Source organism: Sphingomonas sp. BK345, from assembly GCF_014193845.1.
Classification (GTDB): domain Bacteria; phylum Pseudomonadota; class Alphaproteobacteria; order Sphingomonadales; family Sphingomonadaceae; genus Sphingomonas.
In genome coordinates this window covers 662100-677646 of sequence record NZ_JACHZX010000001.1, presented here as the reverse complement: position 1 = coordinate 677646, position 15547 = coordinate 662100, and the positions used below count along the sequence as shown (strand labels likewise).

Below are 15547 nucleotides of genomic sequence, written 5' to 3'. Positions count from 1 at the left end.
CGAGGCCCCGCGCCTTAAGTACCGCCGTCATCCCGAACTTGTTTCGGGATCCACCCGGCCGCACACTCAAGTGCCGGGGGGTGTGCGGGACGGTGGATCCTGAGACGAGCTCGGGATGACGCCGGTTCATCGGGGAGGTGCGCGGCGGGAAGGTGCGCTCAGCGCCCCGAACCACCCGTCATCCCGCACTCGATCTGGGATCCATGCTTCCGCAGGCGCCATCCTTGGAGCCGAAAGCGCGATCGGCGGCGCGCTTAACGCGTGCGCGCTTCCTCGAACGACGGCGTGCGCGGCGCGATGGATCCCGGCTCAAGTCCGGGATGACGGTAGAAGGGCGGACGGGCCGGCTTCCCTACCGCAGCAGTTCGTCGCGCACCCGGATCGCGTGGATCGACAGCCGCACCTCCACCATGAAGGCGACGAAGGCGGCGATCAGCAGCGACATCGCCAGGATGAAACTGAACGCCACCCACTGGCCGATATGATAGCGGGTCAGCGCGCCGACGAAGAGCATCGCCACCACGGTGCAGGTCGCTACCGCGCTCGCCACCGCCAGGAACAGCGAGGCGTTGATCACCTTCATGCGCCGCGCCAGCCGACGCAGCTCGGCGGCGGCGCGGGTGCGGTCATCGCGCTGGAGCGCGGGGTGACGCTCCTCCAGCACGCGCGCGCGATCGATCACGCGCGCCAGCCGCCCGGTCAGCACGTTGAGCAGCGCGCCGATGCCGGTGAGCATGAAGACGGGGCTGAGCGAGGCCTGGATCGCCTCGGCGATGGTGGGCAGAGCGGGAGCATAGGGCATCGCGAGGACTGTGCCGCGCCGCCGCGGCGCGCACAACTGTCGCTCCGACCCGACGCCAGCAACATTGGCCGTATCGCCTGTGATGAATCATTGCGCCCGCGCCCGGCTTCGTTGAAGCGGGCGCACACGCCCTCATCTCGGTGATGCCACCGGGCAGCATGGCCCGGGGCAGCGCAAGGAGAAGACTATGTACGTTCCCCTCGTCGCCGGGCTCGCCCTGGCGCTCACCGCGACCGAGCCGGTGCCCGCCGCCGCCCCTGACACGGCCCATCAGGTCCAGCTCGATCATCGCGGGCAGCGCGTCGACGTGACCTATCGCAGCGACGTCAGCGTGACTCACCGCCAGGTCGGCGCGGTCGGCGCGCCGGGCCGGCCCAGCGCGCTGCGCTGCGCCTGGCAGGCCTCGGTCGCGGTGCAGCGCGAGGCGCGTCATCCCGCCGGCCACGTGCTGGCGCGCACCGTCAGCGCCGAGAAGCCGCTGACCGGCTCGCGCCCCGGCTGGTGCTCCACGCAGAAGGACGCGATCGCGCAGGACGTCGCGGCGCGCAGCGGCACGATGCGCGAGCATCTGCTCGCCGTCGCCGCGCGCGACCAGGACTCGCTGGTCGCCGAGCTCGACGCGGCGCATGACCGGGTGCGCGGCTGAGTGCGGCAGCGTCCCTTCCTGCTGGCGGCGCTGACCGGCGCCGCCCTCGTTTCCCCGGCGGCGGCGCAGGTCGCGCCGCACGCCGGCGTCGAGGTCGCGACCGACGAGCGCCGGCGCGGGCTGAGCTGGAGCGACTCGCAGCTCGCTCCCGCCGCCTGGGCGCGGATCGACCTGCCCTCCGGCATCGACCTGGGCGCGCGGGTCACCGGCACGCGCGGCGACCCGCGCCACGGCGGCGCCGACGCGGTGATCGAGCCGACGCTCGGCTATAGCAGGCTCGCCGGCGGCTTCCGGCTCGACGGCTTCGTCACGGGGCATCTGTTCACCGGCGCGGGCGGGGCGCTCGACTATGGTGAGCTCGGCGCCGGCGCCAGCTACACGCTCGGCCCGATCGAGGCAGGCGCGGAGGCGCGTTACGCGCCGTCGCAGAGCGCGATCGGCGGCGACAATCTCTATCTCGGCGTGCGCGGGCGCGTCGGCATCCCGGCCACCCCCTGGACGCTCGCCGCCAGCCTCGGCCGCTCCTCGGGCAGCGTCGACGATCCGGTCCGCGCGGCGCGGCTGCGGCCGACCGGCAGCTACCGCGACTGGTCGGTGGGGCTCGAGCACATTACCGGCCCGGTGACGCTCGCGCTGGTCTATACCGGCACCGACATCAGCGACGACGCGGTGGTGATCTCGCCCTATGCGGCGCTCGACCATGCCGGTGACCGGATCGCGGCGCGGGCATCGATCGGCTTCTGAGCGCTGTGCGGTATCGCGGGCGGGCTCTTCGGCGGTAAGAGGTTAAGCGACAAATTGGATTGATCCTCCCCTGCAAGGGGAGGTGGCAGGCCGCAGGCCTGACGGAGGGGTGACCCGGCCAAGGAGTGACGCTGGACTCACGACCGGCGACACCCCTCCGTCAGCGCTGACGCGCTGCCACCTCCCCTTGCAGGGGAAGATCAGACACCGCGCCGGGAGGCACATGGACCTGCTCGCCCTCGCCGACTTCACCCTGGTCGCCCGCCACGGCGGTGTCGGCCGCGCCGCGCGCGCCGCGGGGCGGCCCAAGGCGACCTTGTCACGCCGCGTCGCCGAGCTGGAGGCGGCGCTCGACCTGCGGCTGTTCGAGCGCGGCGCACGCGCGCTCAAGCTGACCGAGGAAGGGCGTGCGCTGTACGAGCGCACCGCCGCGCTGCTCACCGAGCTGGACGAGACCGCCGCCGCGGTGGCGGCGGGCGGCCGGTCACCGCGCGGGCGGCTCAAGGTGAGCGCGCCCCTGCTCTTCTCGCAGACCGCGATGGGGCGGCTGGCGGCCGGGTTCGCGCTGGCGCACCCCGAGGTGCGGCTCGAGGTGACCAGCGAGGATCGCGCGGTTGACCTGGTCGAGGAGGGCTATGACCTCGTCATCCGCGTCGACCCGGCGCCCGACGCCGCGTTGGTTGGGCGCCCCTTCCTGCGCGACCGGCTGGTGGCGGTCGCCGCGCCCGGCGTGGCGCCGCCCGAAGCGGGTGAGCGCGCCCCCGCGGTGGTGCGCGGCGCCGTGGGTGAGGGAGCCGAGTGGCGGCTGCGCCCCGGCGGCGTGGCGGGAAGCGTCGCGGTGGCGCCGGTGCTCGGCCTGTCCTCGCTGGTGATGGTGCGCGACGCCGCGCTGGCGGGCGTCGGCGCGGCGCGGCTGCCGATCTCGCTCGTCGCGCGTGACCTCGCCGCGGGGCGGCTGGCGCTGTGGGGCGAGCTCGACGCCGCCCCGATCCGATTATGGGCGCTCTACCCGACGCGGCGGCTGCTGAGCGCGCGCGTCGCCGCCTTCCTGGACCATCTCCGCGCCGCTTTCCCGACCGGCAGCGCAGAGGAGCTCGCCGCCTTTCTCGCCGACTGACGCCCGCTATCGCACGGCACGATAAGCCTCTACAGCCGTCGCGGGGCAAGGGGAGGAGCAGGACCGATGGCGCGACCGCCGCAGCGCGACCTCACCGCCGGGCCGATCGGGCGCACGTTGCTGCTGTTCGCGCTGCCGACGCTCGGCTCGAGCGTGCTCCAGTCGCTCAATGGCTCGATCAACGCGATCTGGATCGGGCAATTCCTCGGCGAGCGCGCGCTGGCCGCGACCACCAACGCCAACATCATCATGTTCCTGCTGATCGCCGCGGTGTTCGGCTTCGGCATGGCGGCGACGATCCTGATCGGCCAGAACATGGGGCGGCGCGATCTCGACGCGGTGCGGCGCGTGCTCGGCACCTCGCTCGGGCTGTTCGCGGGCGTGTCGGTGGTGACGCTGCTGGTCGGCTGGTTCGCCGCGCCCGCGATCCTGCGCGCGCTCGCCACGCCCTCGGAGGTCTACCCGCTCGCGCTCGCCTATCTGCGCGTGATCTTCGTCGCGATGCCGCCGGGCTTCCTCTCGGTGCTGCTGACGATGGCGCTGCGCGGCACCGGCGACTCGATCACCCCGCTCAAGTTCATGGCGCTGGGCTCGGCCATCGACGTGGTGCTCAACCCGCTGCTGATCCGGGGGGTGGGGCCGCTGCCGGCGCTGGGGATCGAGGGCTCGGCGCTGGCAACGCTGCTCGCCAACAGCGTCTCGCTGCTCGCGCTGCTCGGCTATATCTACCGCCGCGACCTGCCGGTGCGGCTGCGCGGGGCGGAGTGGCGCTACGTCCTGCCCGATCCCGCGCTGCTGCGCACGATCGTCGCCAAGGGTATCCCAATGGGATTGCAGATGCTGGTGGTCTCCACCTCGGCGCTGGCGATGATCGGGCTGGTCAACCGCCACGGCACCGCCACCACCGCCGCTTACGGCGCGGCGAACCAATTGTGGACCTACGTGCAGATGCCCGCGATGGCGGTGGGCGCGGCGGTGAGCGCGATGGCGGCGCAGAATATCGGCGCGGGGCGGTGGGATCGGGTCGGGCGGATCACGCGCACCGGCATCCTCACCAACCTGGCGCTGACCGGCGGGCTGGTCGCGCTGCTGACGCTGCTCGACCGCCACGTGCTGTGGCTGTTCCTCGGGCAGGACGGCGGCGCGGTCGACATCGCGGCGCGGATCAACCTCATCGCCGGATGGAGCTTCGTGCTGTTCGGCGTGTCGATGGTGCTGTCCGCCACGGTGCGCGCCAACGGTGCGGTGATCGGGCCGTTGGTGATCCTGGCCGTCGCGATGTTCCCGCTGCGGCTGGGCATGGCGGCGGGGCTGTCGCCGCGCTGGGGCGCGGACGCGATCTGGTGGAGCTTTCCGGCCGGCTCGGTCGGCTCGATGCTGCTGATGATCGGCTTCTACCTCCACGGTGGTTGGCGCCGCGGCCGATTGCCCGCGACGCCGCACGAGACCGAGGAGAAGGCGCTGGCGCACGCCGAGCCCACCGCCAAGTCGATACCGGTGGGGTGAGAGGAGGGCGGGTCCGGCGCACGGCTTGATCCCAGAGCGCCGATGGCTGCGGCCGCCTCATCCGCTTGCGTCATCCTGCACTCGTTTCAGGATCTACCCGTCCGCGCTCACGCCGGCGGGGGCGCTCGCGGCACGGTGGATCCTGAGACAAGCTCAGGATGACGCTTAGGGGGAGGGGAGGGCGTCGCGCTCGGACCGCTCCACTGCGCCTGCCGCGCATTCATGCCCTCACGGCACCGCCGCGCTCTCGCGCGCGAGCTGGCGGCGATCCGCGGCCCAGGCGCGCATCATCGACTGGGTGCAGCCGGTCTGCCCGCCGGTGCCGACCGCGGAGCAGGTGTCCGGCAGCCCGCCGGCGACCCGACCGACCTCGTCCATGGTGGCGACGCGGTTGACCCAGCTCTGGTTCTTCGCGGCGATCTCGGCACGGCGCAGCGGCTTGGGGATGCGATAGGGTTCGTCGAGCGGGGCGCACACCACCACCTCGTCGCCGGCGGGCCTGGGGCATGCCTCGCCGGGCGCGAGCGCGACGCTGCGGACGCGCTGCGGCGGTGGCGGCACGGCGGCCTCCGGTGCGGTGCCGGCCAGAAGGACCGCGGCGAGCAGAAGGGTCATCATCGTCTCCTCCCCGCCGCGGTCGAGTAAGGCGCCGCCCGCCCACCGGGAGGAGAAACGGGCGACGCGAGGTGCGGACAGCACGGGAACGCCGCGACCTCGGCCCCGTGGTGGCGGGCACGCCGCATCGCAGGATTGCGGCATGTGTCGGCGCCGCAACCTTTGTCGCGAAAAAATGCCCGCCCATGACACGGGTGGACAGGCGACCGCCGCGATCTACAAGTGCGCGCGACACGCGATGCGCGGCGGATGGGAGAGACACGGGTGCAGCTTGCCACGATCGACGTCTTGGTGGTCGTCGCCTACGCCATCTTCATCTTCGCGCTGGCGCAATGGGTCAGCCGCGACAAGGCGGGCGCCGGGCCGAAGAACACCACCGACTATTTCCTCGCCTCCAAGAACCTGCCGTGGTGGGCGATCGGCGCCAGCCTGATCGCGGCCAATATCTCGGCCGAGCAGATCGTCGGCATGTCGGGCTCGGGCTATGCCATCGGGCTCGCGATCGCCTCCTACGAGTGGATGGCGGCGCTGACGCTGCTGATCGTCGGCAAGTTCTTCCTGCCGATCTTCCTGCGCAACGAGATCTACACGATGCCGCAGTTCCTCGAGCGGCGCTACGGCCCCTCGATCCGGACGCTGATGGCGCTGTTCTGGCTGGCGCTGTACGTCTTCGTGAATCTCACCAGCATCATCTGGCTCGGCTCGATTGCGGTGACCAAGGTGGCGGGGGTCGACCAGAATATCGCGCTGGTGGTGCTCGGCGCCTTCGCGTTGCTGTACCAGCTCAAGGGCGGGTTGAAGGCGGTGGCGCTGACCGACATCGTGCAGGTGACGCTGCTGGTGCTCGGCGGGCTGATCATCGCCTATCTCACGCTCGGCGAGCTGGGGCAGGGCGCCGGTCTCGCCGCGGGCTTCGCGCGGCTGACCCGCGAGCTGCCCGGCCATTTCGAGATGATCCTGTCGCGCGACAACCCGCATTACATGGACCTGCCCGGCCTGTCGGTGCTGATCGGCGGGATGTGGATCGCCAACCTCAGCTACTGGGGTTTCAACCAGTACATCATCCAGCGCGCGCTCGCGGCCAAGTCGCTGGCCGAGGCGCAGAAGGGCGTGCTGTTCGCGTCCTTCCTCAAGCTGCTGATGCCGATCATCATCGTGCTGCCCGGCATCGCCGCGGTGGTGCTCGCGCCCGGGCTGGCCAAGCCCGACGAGGCCTATCCGACGATGATGCGGCTGCTGCCGACCGGGCTGCTCGGCCTCGTCTTCGCCGCGCTGGTGGCGGCGATCATCGCCTCCACCGCCTCCAAGATCAACTCGATCGCGACCATCTTCACGCTCGACGTCTGGGCCAAGTTCAAGCGCCGCCCGTCCGCGGCGGAGGATGGCGCGGTCGACGATTCGCGACTGGTGCTGGTCGGGCGCGTCGCCGCGATGGTGGCGACGGTGATCGCGATCCTCACCGCGCGCCCGCTGGTCGGATCCTCCGAGCAGGCGTTCCAGTTCATCCAGGAGTTCACCGGCTTCTTCACGCCGGGCATCACCGTGATCTTCCTGCTCGGCCTGTTCTGGAAGCGCGCCAACGAGGCCGGCGCGATCATCGCCGCGGTCGCCTCGGTGCTGCTGTCCTGGGGGTTCAAGCTGCTGCTGCCCGGGCTGCCGTTCATGGACCGGATGGGGCTGGTGTTCCTGATCGCGCTGGCGCTGGCGGTGGGCGCCTCGCTGGCGACGCCGCGGCGCGACGACCGCGACACGATCGTCACCGGCGACGTGCGCTACGCCACCAGCGCGGCGTTCAACGTTGGCGCGCTGGCGCTCGTGCTGATCCTGGTGGCGCTGTACGCGACCTTCTGGTGAGCGCGGCGCGCTCGTGCACGCGCAGGAACACGCCGCGGCTCAGAGCCGCGCGCGGTACAGCGAGTGGTGCGTCAGCACGTAGAGCGCGGTGCCGTCGCGGCTGAGCAGCAGCTGGAGCGGGCGCTCGGGCACGTCGATCCGGCCGAGCGCTGCCCCGTCAGCGCCGTAGACGAACACCTGCCCATTGGCGACGTACACGCGCCCGCGCGCGTCGGCGACGACGCTCTCGCCGCCGCGCTCGGCGAACACGCGCAGGTCGGTCAGCGCGCCGCCGGCGCCGACGAGCGCGCTGTAGGTGCGCGCCTCCGAGGCGTTGCTGACGTAGCTGCGCTCGCCCACGCGCGCCGCGACCAGGCCGTAGCCGTCGAGCGCGTGCGAGAAGCGCCGCGCGCGGAAGTCGGGCGGACCCTGCTGGAACACGCGCCACGCCGGCAGCGCGAGCGTGCCATCGGGTGCGACCGACGCGCGTGCCGGGGCGGTGGCGACGTCCCGCGCGAACAGCTGTCCGAGCGTGGTGAAGCGGTCGGTCGCCGGATCGTACTGGTCGCGGAACTCGCCGTTGACCCACCAGGCGCCCGGCAGCAGCACGCGCGACGTGCCCGTCGCGACGGGCGTGGGCGCGATCACGTCGAGCGCCAGCTCGCTCGTGCCGGGGCGGAAGGACGAGACGGTGCCGTCGCGCCCCGCCGCCGAGAGCACCAGCAGGTCGCCCGCGTCGTCGGCGGCGAGGCTGACCGCGTCGAGCGTGGTGTCGCGCTCGATGCCGAGTCCGCGCGCCGCCGACCAGCGGTAGATGCGCTGCTGGAGGCGGTCGACGAAATAGAGCGTGCCGTCGGGCGCGATCGTGCCGCCGCCCGCCGCGTCGAAGCCGCCGGCGAGCTTCTCGACCGTGCCCCCGGCCGCATTCGCCGCCGCGGGCGCGGCTGGCGTCGTGCTCGCCGGCACGTCGAAGGCGGCGAACTCGCGCTCGCGCACCTGCGCGCCGCCGCTCACGTCGACGATCGCGTTCTCGTACGGGAATTTGTTGGCGCGCAGGAAGGTGGCGCAGCCGTTCTCGTCGCAGGTCGCCAGCCCGCTCTCGGCGTTGACGTGTATGTTGCGGAAGCGGATGTCGCGTGCGCCGTACAGCGTCACCGCCGCGGGCAGCGCCTTGGCGGTACGGGTGACGCGATAGGCGTGGAGATTGGCGACGAGGATATCGTGCGAGTCGCGGATCTCGAGCGCGACCGCGTCGCGGCTCTCGCCGCCCTCCTCCTCCGTCTGCGGCGCGATCAACTGCCAGTTCGCCACGCGGTTCAGCGCGATCTCGACGCGGCCGTGGTGCTCGGACGACATCTGGTACACGCGCCCGGGCGCGGTCGTGTCGGAGACGTACAGCCCCGCCTGGGCGTAGGTGTTGGGCGTCCACAGGCCATTGAAGGTGCCGCCGCCGCCGCGCGTCACCCAAAGGCTGGGATATTGCGCGTCCCAGCGCTTGGCCGGATCGGCGTCGCCCGTGGCGTTGGCGTTATAGGGGTTGAAGCGCACCCCGCCGGCGAGATCGGTGCCGTGGCCACCCTGGAACTTGACGTCGTCGACCAGCGAGTCAGCCCCCGCGGTCCATAGCAGGGCGGTGGCGCGTGGGTTGATCCCGCCGGTGGCGAGGCCGACGCCGCTGACGATCGCGTCGCCGCCGTCGGCGCTCGCCAGCAGCGCTTTGGGCGCGCCGATGCCCTGATAGGCGGGGGTGTTCTCGCGCAACAGGATTTGGGTGAGATTGGGGTGGAGCGCGACCAGCACGCTGTCGCGCCGCAGCCGCAGCGTGTCGCTCACCACGTAGCGGCCGGCGGGCAGGTAGACGGTGCGGTGCGCATCGATCGCGCGCTGCAGCGCCGCGGTGTCGTCGCTCCGGTCATCGCCCTTGGCGCCGGCGTCGCGCGCGTTGAACCACTCGCGCGTCGCGGGCAGCGCGCGGATCGCGTCGGCGCGGCGCGGTGGCAGCGCGGCGAGCCGCTCGGCCGCCATCGTGGTGCGCGGCGTGCCCATCGTGGCATAGCCGTCGACGGCGAGGCCGTGGCTGAAGCTGGTCACGCGATAGCTGGGGCCGGCGCCGCGCCGCTCGGTGCCGCTGTCGCGCAAGCGCGCGAACACCGGGGTGCGGCGTGCCAGCGCGTTCTCGAACGTCACCTGCGTGTAGGCGTTGTTCTCGTTGGAGACGATCACGCCCGCGCGCGACACGTTCTCGAAACGCACGTCCTGGCCGAACAACCAGTCGCCGTAGCCGCGATCGATCTCGACGCCGACAGGCGTGTCGCGGAATGCCACGTTGACCAGCGTCAGCCCCGCCTCATGCTCGCGGATCGCGGCGTCGCGCTGGCCGGCGAAGCTCGAGTCGATCAAGGTGAACGGCCAGGCCGGCGAGGGCTTCTCGGCGAGGATGCCGTAGCGGCCGCCACGGAAATGCAGGTCGCGCGCGACATTGGCGACCTGGTACAGGCCCGCCAGCGCGGGGCCGAGGTCGAAGTCCATGTGGCTGAGATACGCGTGCTGCGCGGCGTGGAAGCGGATCGCCGCAGTGGCCGGGTTGCCCTTGCCGACCGCGACGTCGACGTTGCTGATGGCGGAGTAGAAGGTGCCGGGATTGGCGTCGGCGATGGCGGGGTCGAACGGCACGCTGCCCGCGACGGGGAAAGGGATGCGGCGCGGCGGCGCGGCGCCGACGCGCCCGCCCTCGCTGCGCCCGCCCGCGCCCGAGCGGCGCGCGCCGGCGAAGACGATCATGTGCGCGACGCCCTTCTGGAAACCCGGCGAGTCGGCACCGAGCGCGATCACCGGCCGCCGCGCGCCGACGCCGAACAGCCGCACGCCCGGCCACAGGAAGATCGTGCGCGTGATGCGGTAACGGCCCTGCGGCAGGAAGACGATGCCGCCGCCGCCCTGGTCGGCCGCGGCGTCGATCGCCTGCTGGAGCGCGGCGCTGTCGTCGGCGCGACCGTCGCCGACGCCTCGCACCATGGTGGCGCGCGGGTCGAGCGGCGCGGTGACGAAGGCGGAGACGCCGCGCGCCGGTGCCGCAGCGGCGGGGGCGGCAAGCGCCGCGAGCAGGAGCGGGGCGAGCAGGAGAGGGGCGAGCAGGCGATGGGCGGACATGTCGGTGGCCTCTCCTCGCCGCCCGCGCGGCGTGCGACCCGGCTTCCTGAGTGTAAGTGACGGACGGCAAGGAAGGAATTGCGACGAAGGTCGCGATTGGAAACGATGGCTCACAACGCCGCCGCCTGCCCCCGTCATCCTGAGCTTGTCTCAGGATCCACCCTGCCGCGATCCCAGGTGCCGGTGGCGCTGGTGGAATCGTGGATCCAGAGACGAGCTCAGGATGACGCCAGTGAGGGCGGGGGTGGCCCCCTTCGGGCGCTTGTTCAATGAGTATCGCACGGCGACGATCTCGCGGCCGGAGCGCTACGTGCCGGTCTCGCCTATGTGGAAGCCAGCCACCATCCGCTGGCGCCGTCGCGCGCGATCGGCCATGCTGCGGACGCGCGCCGCGGGAGCCGGCGCGGCAGGGGAGCGCGCCGTGACCTTCTTCGAGAGCCTGCTCGCGCTGCTCGGCGTCGCGGTGCTGCTGCTCCAGCTCGCGCGCCGTACCAGCATCCCCTATCCCGCGCTGCTCGCCGCCGCGGGCGTGGCGCTCGCCTGGCTGCCCGGCGCGCCGACGATCGCGCTCGACCCGCACACCGCGCTCGCCCTGTTCATCGCGCCGATCCTGATCGACGCCGCGTTCGACTTTCCCGTCGGCACGGTGATGCGGCTGTGGCGGCCGCTCACCGCGCTGGCGCTGGTGGCGGTGCTGCTGAGCGCGGGGGCGGTGACCTGGCTCGGCGTCGCGCTCGCCGGGCTGCCGGTCTATGCCGCGCTCGCGCTCGGCGCGATCGTCGCCCCGCCTGACGCCGCCGCGGCCACCGCGATCTCGGGCAGCGTCAGGATGCCGCGCCGCACCGTCGCGGTGCTCAAGGGCGAGAGCCTGCTCAACGACGCCTCCGCGCTGCTGCTCTACACCGCCGCGATCCTGGTGGAGAGCCATGGCGGGATCGACGGCGGGCTGGCGCTGCGCGTCGGCGTCGCAGTCCCCGGCGGGGTGCTGCTCGGCTACCTGCTCGCGCTGGCGATTCGCCGCATCCAGCCGCTGGTCTGGGGCACGCTGAGCGGCAACATCTTCCAGTTTGTCTCGGGCTTCGCCGCCTGGCTGGTGGCCGAGCGGCTGGGCCTGTCGGCGGTGCTGTGCCTCGTCACCTTCGCCATGACGATCGCGCGCTCGGCCGGGCTGGTGACGCCGCCGCGCGCGCGGCTGCACGATTTCGCGGTTTGGGAGACGGCGGTGTTCCTGCTCAACGTGCTCGCCTTCCTGCTGATGGGCTTCCAGGCGCGCACGATCGTGGGCGGCATGGCACCCGAGCGGCTGCGCGAGGCGGCGGTGTTCGCCGCCGCGGTGGTGGCCTGCCTGATCGTCGTGCGCATGGCCTGGGTGCTGATCTACAACCGGCTCGCCTTCCACTTTCCCAAGCTGCGCGGCGACTATCCCGCCACGGGGCTGGCGCAGAGCGTGGTGGTGGGCTGGTGCGGCATGCGCGGCATCGTCACGCTCGCCACCGCCTTCGCGCTGCCAGGCCATTTCCCGCAGCGCGACCTGATCGTGCTCACCGCCTTCGCGGTCGTGCTCGCGACGCTGGTGGTGCAGGGGATGACGCTGGCGCCGCTGGTGCGCTGGCTCGGGCTCGACGGCGACGACGGGCTGGGCGAGGAGCTGGCGCGCGCGCGTGTCGCGATGGCGGAGGCGGCGCTGGCGCGGATCGGCGACGCGCCGGGTGCGGCGGCGGACCACTGGCGCTACGGCCTCGCGACCAAGCGCGACGCGATGCGGGCCGGCGGCGACGCGCGCGCGGGCGAGGAGAAGCGCCAGCTCGGCCTCGCCGCGGTGGCGTGCCAGCGCGAGCGGCTCGAGGAACTGCGCGAGGCGCAGGAGGTGGGCGCCGACTCTTTTCTGGTGCTGCAGGAGGAGCTCGACTTCACCGAGATGAGCCTGCGCACCGAGGAGGAGCGCCGCATCGAGGAGGCATGAGCGGCGCGCGACTCGCCCTGGCGCGAAAGCGACTCGGTTGGGCGCGAAGCGCGGGCGGGCGGGTCGTGCTGCCGTGGGCGCCGCCGCGGTACGGGCGTACGATCGAAGCGGGGACACAACAGAAGGGGCCCGACCGTGCGTTTCCAGCAGAGCGCGCCCGCCGCATCGATCACTTGGGCGCTGTTCATCGCCGTGCTGCTCGCGGGTTGCTCACGCCACGCCGCGCCGCCGCCGACCGCGGCGGCCGCGCCACCACCCGTCGTCGCGATGGTGCCCGCGCCGCTCCCAACTGGCGCACGGCCGGGGATGAACGTCCCGGCGCGCCTGCCCGACGGCAGCTACCCCACGCCCAACCGCGCGCTCAGCGGCGCGGGGGCGGTGTGGCACCTGCGCAGCGCGCTCAACGTCGCCGCGCTCGCCTGCCGCGGCGCGCAGGAGGCGACGATCATCGCGCAGTACAATGCGATGCTCGCCGCGCGGAAGGTCGAGTTCGCCAGCGCGCAGGCGACGCTCCAGGCCGAGTATCGCGCCGGTGGTGGCGACTGGCAGGACCGGTTCGACGACCAGATGACCCGGCTCTATAATTTCTTTGCGCAGGACTTGGCGCGCGACGCCTTCTGCGCCGGCGCGGCGGACACGCTGGGCGCGATGGCGACGGTGCCGGCGGCGACGCTGCCGGGCTTCGCGGCGGAGCGGCTGGCGGCGCTGGAGCGGCCGTTCACCGACTTCTTCGCCGCCTATGACCGCTGGCGCGCCGGCCAGCTCGTCCCCGCCACCGTCGCGGCCGCGACCGCGCCGCCGCCGCCGCGGGCGGTCGCCGGGACCGCGGGGTAGGCGTCGGCTTCGCGGATCGGGTTGCCGCGGCCGCGCTCCAAACGCCGACCGCGGCTGTGAGGCGTTACCCCTCTACGCTGGGGTCATCCTGACCTCCTTTCAGGATCCACCGTGCCGCGCGAGATCTGGCGGCGGCGCTCGCGGGCCGGTGGATCTTGAGACAAGCTCAGGATGACGGCAGAGGGTTGGGGAGAGGACGCCTTACCAGCCGCTCCCATCGCGCTGACGCGGCAACGGGGCTGCCACACCCCCGCTTGCGAAGCCGCGCCGCGCCTTCTACCCAGACAATCATAATACCAACATGATACCGGAGCGCGACATGACACGCACGCGGACCCCTCGCCCCCTGTGGCTCGCCGCCGCGCTCGCCGGCACCGCGGTGACGTCCGCCTCGGCGCAGGTGCCGACGCTCCCCGCGATCTTTCCCGCGCCCACGTCGATGGCGCTGACCGGCGGCCGCGTCGCGCTCGACCGCGCCGCGGTGCTGGTGGTCGCGCCCGGCACCGCGCCGGAGACGGTGGCGCTGGTACGCGCCGCGCTCACCGCCGCGGGCGTCACCCAGGTCACCATCGCGAACCGGCTGCCCGCCACGCTCGCAGCGCTCCACGTCGTCGTCGGGACGAGCGACGCCGTCGCGGTGCGCGACTCGCTCGCGCGCGCGGGCGCCTCTGCCGACGACCGGCCGGAGGGCTACACGCTCGTCGCGCGCCCCGACGCGGCGGGCGGCGGGCTGATCGCGCTCGCCGGGCACGATGCCGACGGGCTGTTCCACGCCGCGCAGACCTTGCACCAGCTCGCGCGCCGCGGCGAGGTGCCGGGGCTGGTGATCCAGGACCATCCTGCCATGCCGATCCGCGGCACGATCGAGGGCTTCTACGGCAAGCCCTGGACGCAGGAGGACCGGATCCGTCACCTCGACTTCCTCGCGAGCGTCAAGGCGAACACCTACGTCTACAGCCCCAAAGACGACCCTTATGCGCGCGACCGCTGGCGCGAGCCCTATCCGGCGGCGACGCTGGCCGAGCTGGGCACGCTGGCCGCGGCGGCGAAGCGCGATCACGTCAATTTCGTCTATGCCATCTCGCCGGGGCCGACGGTGTGCTTCTCCGACCCCGCCGACGCCGCCGCGCTGGAGCGCAAGTTCGACGCGCTGCGCGGCATCGGCGTGCGCAGCTTCTACGTCGCGCTCGACGACATCGAGTATAAGAAGTGGAACTGCGCGAAGGACGAGGCCGCGTTCGGCGCCTCGGGGGCGGCCGCCGCTGGCACGGCGCAGGCGCGGCTGCTCAACGCGGTGCAGCGCGACCTGATCGCGAAGGACCGCGCCGCGCCGCCGCTGATCATGGTGCCGACCGAATATTACGACGCCAAGGAAACGCCCTACAAGGCCGCGCTGCGGCAGGAACTCGACCCGCGCGTGGTGGTGCAATGGACCGGCACCGACGTGGTGCCGCCCGCGATCTCGATCGGCGACGCCAAGACCGCGACCACGGCGTTCGGGCGCAAGACGCTGTTGTGGGACAATTACCCGGTCAACGATTACGCCCAGACCACCGGCCGGCTGCTGCTGGCCCCGTATGCGCGGCGCGAGGCGGGGCTCGCGGGCGAGCTGAGCGGCATCCTCTCCAACCCGATGAACCAGGAGGCGCCCAGCCGCGTCGCGGTGGCGGGCGTCGCGGCGTTCGCGTGGAACGACCGCGGCTACGACCCGTCGCAGGGCTGGCGCTTCGCCGCGGACGCGCTGTCGGGTAGTGACGCGCGCACCGCGGCGGCGCTGCTCGACTTCTTCGACACACAGCATCTCGCCCCCACCTTCGGCAGCCAGCCGTGGCAGGAGCAGGCGCCGCGGCTCAAGGCGCTGCTCGACGGCGTCCGCTTCGCGCTGGCCGACGGCGACGATGCGGCGCGGCGCGAGGCGATCGCGGCGCTGGCGGCGCGCGCCGACGCGCTGGCGGCCGCGCCCGACACGATCCGTGCCGGCGTGATCGACCTCGGCTTCGCGGCGCAGGCGGCGCCGTGGCTCGAGGCGACCGCTCTGTGGGGCCGCGCGCTCCAGCTCACCGCGGCCGGACTGGGCGCGGCGCTCGACCGCAGCGCTGCCGCATCACGCGACTTCGCCGCGGCGGGGCAACTGGCGGCACAGGCGGCGGCGGTGAAGACGATCCCCGGCGCGACGAGGTTCGACGGCACGGTGAAGGTGGCGGATGGCGTGCTCGACCGCTTCGTCGCGGATGCGCCGGGGCTGGTGGGCGCGGCGCGGGCGCGGGACTGAGGGCCGCGTGCCGTTAGTCCGGACGATGCCGACGAAATCCTCCCCTGCAAGGGGAGGTGGCAGGC

General features: G+C 72.7%; 11 protein-coding genes. 8 read left to right on the top strand and 3 right to left on the bottom strand.

The window, feature by feature from the left end; translation table 11 throughout:
- Positions 1-352: 352 nt before the first annotated feature.
- Entirely contained in the window at positions 353-802 is a 450-nt protein-coding gene (locus FHY03_RS02970) for a DUF2721 domain-containing protein (protein WP_183921774.1), read from the bottom strand.
- Positions 803-989: 187 nt separating this feature from the next.
- Between FHY03_RS02970 and FHY03_RS02965 the strand changes: the two genes are divergently transcribed.
- The 4 genes from FHY03_RS02965 (at position 990) to FHY03_RS02950 (ending at position 4815) form a co-directional block, all read left to right on the top strand.
- Positions 990-1448: a hypothetical protein gene (locus FHY03_RS02965; protein ID WP_183921773.1), complete on the top strand. Its 459-nt coding sequence runs from the start codon at positions 990-992 to the stop codon at positions 1446-1448.
- Positions 1449-2192: a TorF family putative porin gene (locus FHY03_RS02960; protein ID WP_183921772.1), complete on the top strand. Its 744-nt coding sequence runs from the start codon at positions 1449-1451 to the stop codon at positions 2190-2192.
- Between the two features lie 223 nt (positions 2193-2415).
- The gene (locus tag FHY03_RS02955) at positions 2416-3309 is read left to right on the top strand and encodes a LysR family transcriptional regulator (protein WP_183928642.1); all 894 of its coding nucleotides are present in this window, start codon (positions 2416-2418) and stop codon (positions 3307-3309) included.
- A gap of 66 nt (positions 3310-3375) precedes the next feature.
- Positions 3376-4815 (top strand): MATE family efflux transporter, encoded by a 1440-nt coding sequence (locus FHY03_RS02950; protein ID WP_183928640.1) that lies wholly within the window; start codon positions 3376-3378, stop codon positions 4813-4815.
- 228 nt (positions 4816-5043) lie between these two features.
- Here the strand turns inward: FHY03_RS02950 and FHY03_RS02945 are convergent, their stop codons facing one another.
- Positions 5044-5430 carry a hypothetical protein gene (locus FHY03_RS02945; RefSeq protein ID WP_260158624.1) on the bottom strand — a complete coding sequence of 129 codons (387 nt, stop codon included), beginning with the start codon at positions 5428-5430 and terminating at the stop codon, positions 5044-5046.
- Positions 5431-5694: 264 nt separating this feature from the next.
- Here FHY03_RS02945 and FHY03_RS02940 point away from each other — a divergent pair, with 264 nt between their 5' ends.
- Positions 5695-7284 carry a sodium/sugar symporter gene (locus FHY03_RS02940; protein ID WP_183928636.1) on the top strand — a complete coding sequence of 530 codons (1590 nt, stop codon included), beginning with the start codon at positions 5695-5697 and terminating at the stop codon, positions 7282-7284.
- 39 nt (positions 7285-7323) lie between these two features.
- Here FHY03_RS02940 and FHY03_RS02935 read toward each other — a convergent pair whose 3' ends face one another.
- Positions 7324-10413: a glycosyl hydrolase family 28-related protein gene (locus FHY03_RS02935; RefSeq protein WP_183928634.1), complete on the bottom strand. Its 3090-nt coding sequence runs from the start codon at positions 10411-10413 to the stop codon at positions 7324-7326.
- Between the two features lie 421 nt (positions 10414-10834).
- Here FHY03_RS02935 and FHY03_RS02930 point away from each other — a divergent pair, with 421 nt between their 5' ends.
- From FHY03_RS02930 to FHY03_RS02920, 3 genes are all read left to right on the top strand, one after another.
- Positions 10835-12376, top strand: coding sequence for a sodium:proton antiporter (locus FHY03_RS02930; protein WP_183928631.1), 1542 nt, complete (start codon positions 10835-10837; stop codon positions 12374-12376).
- Positions 12377-12511: 135 nt separating this feature from the next.
- Positions 12512-13210: a hypothetical protein gene (locus FHY03_RS02925; protein WP_183928629.1), complete on the top strand. Its 699-nt coding sequence runs from the start codon at positions 12512-12514 to the stop codon at positions 13208-13210.
- 319 nt (positions 13211-13529) lie between these two features.
- The gene (locus FHY03_RS02920; protein ID WP_183928627.1) at positions 13530-15482 is read left to right on the top strand and encodes a beta-N-acetylglucosaminidase domain-containing protein; all 1953 of its coding nucleotides are present in this window, start codon (positions 13530-13532) and stop codon (positions 15480-15482) included.
- Positions 15483-15547 lie beyond the last annotated feature (65 nt).

Coding starts and splice junctions, on each gene's coding strand:
- FHY03_RS02955 (WP_183928642.1), top strand. CDS start 2,416: ATGGACCTGCTCGCCCTCGCCGACTTCACCCTGGTCGCCCGCCACGGC.
- FHY03_RS02965 (WP_183921773.1), top strand. CDS start 990: ATGTACGTTCCCCTCGTCGCCGGGCTCGCCCTGGCGCTCACCGCGACC.
- FHY03_RS02950 (WP_183928640.1), top strand. CDS start 3,376: ATGGCGCGACCGCCGCAGCGCGACCTCACCGCCGGGCCGATCGGGCGC.
- FHY03_RS02945 (WP_260158624.1), bottom strand. CDS start 5,430: ATGACCCTTCTGCTCGCCGCGGTCCTTCTGGCCGGCACCGCACCGGAG.
- FHY03_RS02935 (WP_183928634.1), bottom strand. CDS start 10,413: ATGTCCGCCCATCGCCTGCTCGCCCCTCTCCTGCTCGCCCCGCTCCTG.
- FHY03_RS02920 (WP_183928627.1), top strand. CDS start 13,530: ATGACACGCACGCGGACCCCTCGCCCCCTGTGGCTCGCCGCCGCGCTC.
- FHY03_RS02970 (WP_183921774.1), bottom strand. CDS start 802: ATGCCCTATGCTCCCGCTCTGCCCACCATCGCCGAGGCGATCCAGGCC.